Origin of the sequence: Endozoicomonas sp. ONNA1 (genome assembly GCF_024606325.1) — a bacterium.
Lineage (GTDB): Bacteria > Pseudomonadota > Gammaproteobacteria > Pseudomonadales > Endozoicomonadaceae > Endozoicomonas_A.
The window spans coordinates 1-4,978 of the sequence record NZ_JAHHPN010000040.1; the positions used below are offsets into that span (position 1 = coordinate 1).

Here is a 4,978-nt window from a genome sequence, read left to right on the forward strand (position 1 = left end):
CCCTGAGTGCCAAGGATTCCGAATGATACTTTATCCATCAGTTTTTTAACAATATCAGAAGCCTGTGAAGTAACCCCGAAGGATGTACCCGAAAGATTTAATGGCTGCGATGTAAAATTCATCGAGTTGATTGAATGTCTAACAGGTTCCATAGTATTTTCTCCATTAGTTTGAAATTGATTGATTAGATTAGAATCAACTCACCGCTTCCATGCTTTGCAAATAGTTGTAATTTTGGTTTTTTCTTAAGTTAAGTATTTGTCGTTAAAATGTCACTAACCGATTAGTTAGTTACGATAACTCTTTGTTCCCGGTAATAGAGTCTGGTTCCTGTTATCGAATAAGCGGAAAACCCCGTACTTTGAGAGGGTGTCGCAAAACTCCAACAATTCGTTCCCACGCTTCTGAGGTCGTCATTCCCGCGAAGGCGGGAATGACGGGAGAGTAACCAACCTTTTGCGACAGCCTCTTAAGGACAGGGAGGATATCAATCAGTGTTAATCAGGCATTAAAACGCTTAAAACGATTAACCAGTCCATTGGTGGAGCTGTCCTGATCGGAAGTCATACCGCTCTCTTTCAGGCGGTCATAAACCCGGTTGCCCAGAATCTTACCCAGTTCTACGCCCCATTGATCAAAAGAGTTGATCTGCCAGAGGGTTCCCTGAACAAAGACTTTCTGTTCATAGAGTGCCACCAGGGCACCCACGACTTCCGGAGTGATTTTCTCAGGCACAATCATATTGTTGGGACGGTTGCCGGGAATCACCTTGTGAGGTGCCAGAACATCAACATCGGCACTGCTCATGCCCGCCTTTGTTAACTCGTCACGGACTTCATCCAGATGCTTACCCTGCATCATGGCCTGACTTTGGGCCAGAGCGTTGGCGAATAGCCAAGGATGCTGTTCTCCCAGTGGATTATGGCTGGTAGCCGGGGCAATGAAGTCGACAGGAATCAGTCGTGTACCCTGATGAAGCAGCTGGTGATAGGCGTGCTGGTCGTTGGTGCCTGTGCCACCCCAGATAACGGCACCTGTCTGGTAATCGACCTTGCTGCCGTCCTTTCGGGTCTGCTTGCCGTTACTTTCCATATCCATTTGCTGCAAATGGCCCGGGAGGTCACGCAGGAAGAAATCATAGGAAATGACGGCCTGGGACTCTGAGCCAAAGTAGTTCTGATACCAGACACCCAGCATACCCAGGATAACCGGCATGTTTTTTTCCAGAGGCGCTTGGGCAAAGTGCTTATCCATCTCCCAGGCGCCTTTCAGCAGTTTCCGGAAGTTCTCAAAGCCCACTACCAGACTGATCATGAGTCCAATGGTGGACCACAGAGAGTAACGGCCACCGACCCAGTCCCACAGTGGCAAGGTGTTTTCCTGGGCGATACCAAACTCGTCAATGGCTTTGAGGTTGGTAGAAATAGCCACAAAGTGTTTGCGAATGTCGGACTCGGCACAACCTTTTGCCAACATCCAGGCACGGGCAGCCTGAGCATTCTGCAAAGTTTCCAGTGTGCCAAAGGATTTTGAAGCCACGATAAACAGGGTCGTTTCCGGATCAATTTTGCAGAAAACCTCGGAAATTTCGTTCGGATCAATATTAGCTACATAGTGATGTTCGAGCCCATCAACGTGGAAGGGCGTCAGGGCATTGATGGCTGTCTTCAAACCCAGATAGGAGCCGCCAATACCAATGTTAACAATGTGTTTGATGGATTTGCCGGTAAAACCTTGCCACTCGCCGGAATGGACTGAGTCAGTAATGCCTTTCATGCGCTCGTGGCTATCACGAATTTTGGGCATTACATCTTCGCCGTCTACCAGAACCGGGTTTGTGCCAAAGCTACGCAGGGCTGTGTGCAGAACGGCACGCTTCTCGGTGTTATTGATTTTCTCACCCCGAAACATGGCCTGAATCGCTTCTGGCAGTCTGGCCTCTTCAGCCATCTTCATCAGGGAAGACATTACGTCGTCGTCAATCAGGTTCTTGGAGTAATCCAGAAACAGGCCAGCTGCTTCCAGGCTGTAGCGTTCAAATCGATCCTTGTCAGCCGAAAACAGTTCTCGCAGGTGAGTCCCTGCCATTTTTTGTTTCAGGGTTTCCAGTGATGAAGATGAGGAAAGATGTTTAAGAGGGGTCATGATGCAATTCAACCTCTGGAGGGTGAGTAAATACTGCCGGGGTTGTGCACAACAGTCGGCAGTATTCGGGTCATTACAAATTGATAGTAATGTTATCAATCAGTCGGGCTTTGCCCAGGTAACCGGCTGCAAGAATGACTAGCTGCTGATCTTCAGGGCCCGCTGGCAGAAGAGTGGCAGTACTGCTGATGTTGAAAAAGTCCGGCTTGAATCCAGCCTGGGCCATTGTTGCAAAAGCGTCACGGCGCAGCAGATCATAATCACGCTCACCTGCCTGAATAGCCTCACGGGCAGATTGCAGGCAGCGATAAAGTGTAGGAGCTATCTCTTCACGTTCTTTCTGCGTCAGATAACCGTTACGGGAACTCATAGCCAGTCCGGTATCTTCGCGGGCAATAGGTGCACCAACAATCTCAACAGGTATGCACAAGTCTTTGACCATTTTGCGAATAATTGCCAGCTGCTGAAAGTCTTTTTCCCCGAATACAGCCACATCGGGGCGAACAATATTAAACAGTTTGCTGACCACAGTCGCTATGCCAGTGAAAAAGCCCGGACGGCTCTTACCACAGTGCATGCCATCAAGCTCTTCGACAGTGACGTGGGTGTGGTGTTCGCTGCCTTCAGGATAAATTTCTGTCGTCTGGGCGGTGTAGAGCAGGTCTACTCCCTGCTCGATCAGCAGCTGCTGATCCTGCTCCATAGTACGAGGATAAGAGTCATAGTCTTCATTTGGGCCAAACTGCAGTGGGTTAACATAAATGCTGACAACGACCACATCGCAGAGTTCCTGGGCTTTTTCGACCAAAGTCAGATGACCGCCATGCAGATTACCCATGGTTGGCACGAAACCGACGGTTTTCGCTTCAGCTCTGCAGGCTGCTATCTCAGTCTGGATTTCAGCGATGGTATGAAGTGTTTTCATTGTGAGTAACCAGACGGTCAGTGACTTAAAAAAACCAGTATTTTTGGCTTTTGGCGGTTTCAGGATAGTGTTGATCATATCACTCAGCCAGATCATTCAGGAACCTGACTGAATAGAGAAACTCAGTTGAAACTGTGTTCCGACCCCGGGAAAGTACCGTCTTTCACCTCCGCAACATACCGGGCCACAGCTTCCTGTGGAGAGGTGCTGTCCCGCATGTAGTTTTTGACAAACTTGGGCTTGCGACCCGGAGTGAGGTGGAGCATGTCATGTATAACCAGAATCTGGCCATCGGTTCCGTCTCCGGCACCAATGCCAATGACCGGGATTTCCACAGCGTTAGTGATTTCCCGTGCCAGATCATTGGGCACACACTCCAGTAGTAACATGGCAGCACCGGCAGCCTGAAGCTCGATGGCTGCCTGAATCATGCTGTTGGCTCTTTCCTGTTCCCGACCCTGTACTTTGTAGCCGCCAAAGACATTAACAAATTGTGGGGTCAGCCCCATATGAACGCAGACAGGTATACCTTGTTGCCGGAGACGGGTCACGATGGGAGGCAACCAGCCTTCACCTTCCAGTTTCACCACTTCGGCACCGGCCTGCATGATTTTGGCAGCACTGATCACTGCCTGCTCTTCGGTAGCGTAGGAAGCAAAAGGAAGGTCTGCCATGATCATGGAATCGTGGGCTGCCCGAACTACACAGCGGGTGTGATAGCACATGTCGTCGACGGTAACGGGAACCGTACTGCTATTACCCTGTATGACGTTTCCAAGGGAGTCTCCTACCAGAATGACTTCAACCCCTTGAGTGCTGACCAGATGGGCGAATGTCGCGTCATAGGCAGTCAGGCTGGTAAATTTCTCGCCGGATTGTTTCATTTCGGCCAGGGTTTTCAGGGTTACTTTAGCCATCTATCAGGACCTTAAGCCTTTTGTGTTAACCAGAGAGTGCTTTCTGCTATTAAAAATAAGCTATGTGCACAGGGTAAGGCCATGGAGCAAAAAATGTTGCCCTAAACAGTCATTATGGCGCTGTCATTGTTGAGGCGCGGTGATTGACCAGAATGCCTGCCCCGAACTATGAAATCCCAGCCAGAGGCTGAATTTTCATGATCAGTAAGCTTTGTGGCGGATTATACGCAATGCAGCCGGGTGTGTCAGTGCCTGCGGGGGAGTGTACCCCGGAAGTTTATCGAATAAGGTCTATCCAGCTATTAGTGAGAGGATACACTGCGGTCGGGCACAGCCGCCGGATTGTATGGATTCCCGTCGCTTTTCACATCCTTTGTTATAAGGTGGCCTATCCTTCCTCTCTGTATACCAGAATGCAAGGATAGAATTATTAAACTCTCACTCTTTGCGGCACCGCGGTTGCTCATATTGTTGTCTGTTGTTTGCCAGGCTGAACCCTTTACAGCACGTTTTCTTGTCGAGCTTGAACAGAGTTCAGTTTTTCCAGGCCAGAGCTTTTCTGTATGGCTTGACCGACAAACATTACCAGACAAATCTTCACACATTCCCAACACAAACGGCTATTCAGAACCTGACTTGCCAATTGACAGCAAATCACCCGAACCTGACAGTGACGTGATGAAAACGATCATCATCGAGTCGATTTCATGGCAATGGCTTTACGCCACGAATCTGCTGATTGCTTATGAACTGGTTCTTAACACCAAAGACACTCCACTATACTACAACCCTTATTCAGGGATATCTGTAAAAGTGGTTGCCGCTTTCGGTTCGCTTTTAAAAAGCTATTGGGACATCGATTCACCGTCGTTTAACTCTATGGAACTCCGGGAGGCGAGTCAGGATCACCCGTTTGTGATAACCGCTATGATGCCCGGCTCTGGACACAACCAACAACCCAACCCGCCATCAGAATCATCCGGGCAGGAAG

4 protein-coding genes are annotated in these 4,978 nt (G+C 49.2%); 1 reads left to right on the forward strand and 3 read right to left on the reverse strand.

Annotation, left to right across the window (positions count from 1 at the left end):
• Positions 1-501: 501 nt before the first annotated feature.
• The 3 genes from pgi to panB all read right to left on the reverse strand — a co-directional run bounded on the left by pgi (position 502) and on the right by panB (position 3,987).
• Positions 502-2,145 carry a glucose-6-phosphate isomerase gene (gene pgi, locus KDK19_RS00935; RefSeq protein WP_257287587.1) on the reverse strand — a complete coding sequence of 548 codons (1,644 nt, stop codon included), beginning with the start codon at positions 2,143-2,145 and terminating at the stop codon, positions 502-504.
• Positions 2,146-2,218: 73 nt separating this feature from the next.
• The gene (gene panC / locus KDK19_RS00940) at positions 2,219-3,070 is read right to left on the reverse strand and encodes a pantoate--beta-alanine ligase (protein WP_257254437.1); all 852 of its coding nucleotides are present in this window, start codon (positions 3,068-3,070) and stop codon (positions 2,219-2,221) included.
• A 122-nt stretch (positions 3,071-3,192) separates the two neighbouring features.
• Positions 3,193-3,987 carry a 3-methyl-2-oxobutanoate hydroxymethyltransferase gene (gene panB / locus KDK19_RS00945; protein WP_257254429.1) on the reverse strand — a complete coding sequence of 265 codons (795 nt, stop codon included), beginning with the start codon at positions 3,985-3,987 and terminating at the stop codon, positions 3,193-3,195.
• Between the two features lie 468 nt (positions 3,988-4,455).
• Here panB and KDK19_RS00950 point away from each other — a divergent pair.
• A partial coding sequence (locus KDK19_RS00950; RefSeq protein WP_257291149.1) for a hypothetical protein occupies positions 4,456-4,978 on the forward strand: 523 nt, incomplete at its 3' end.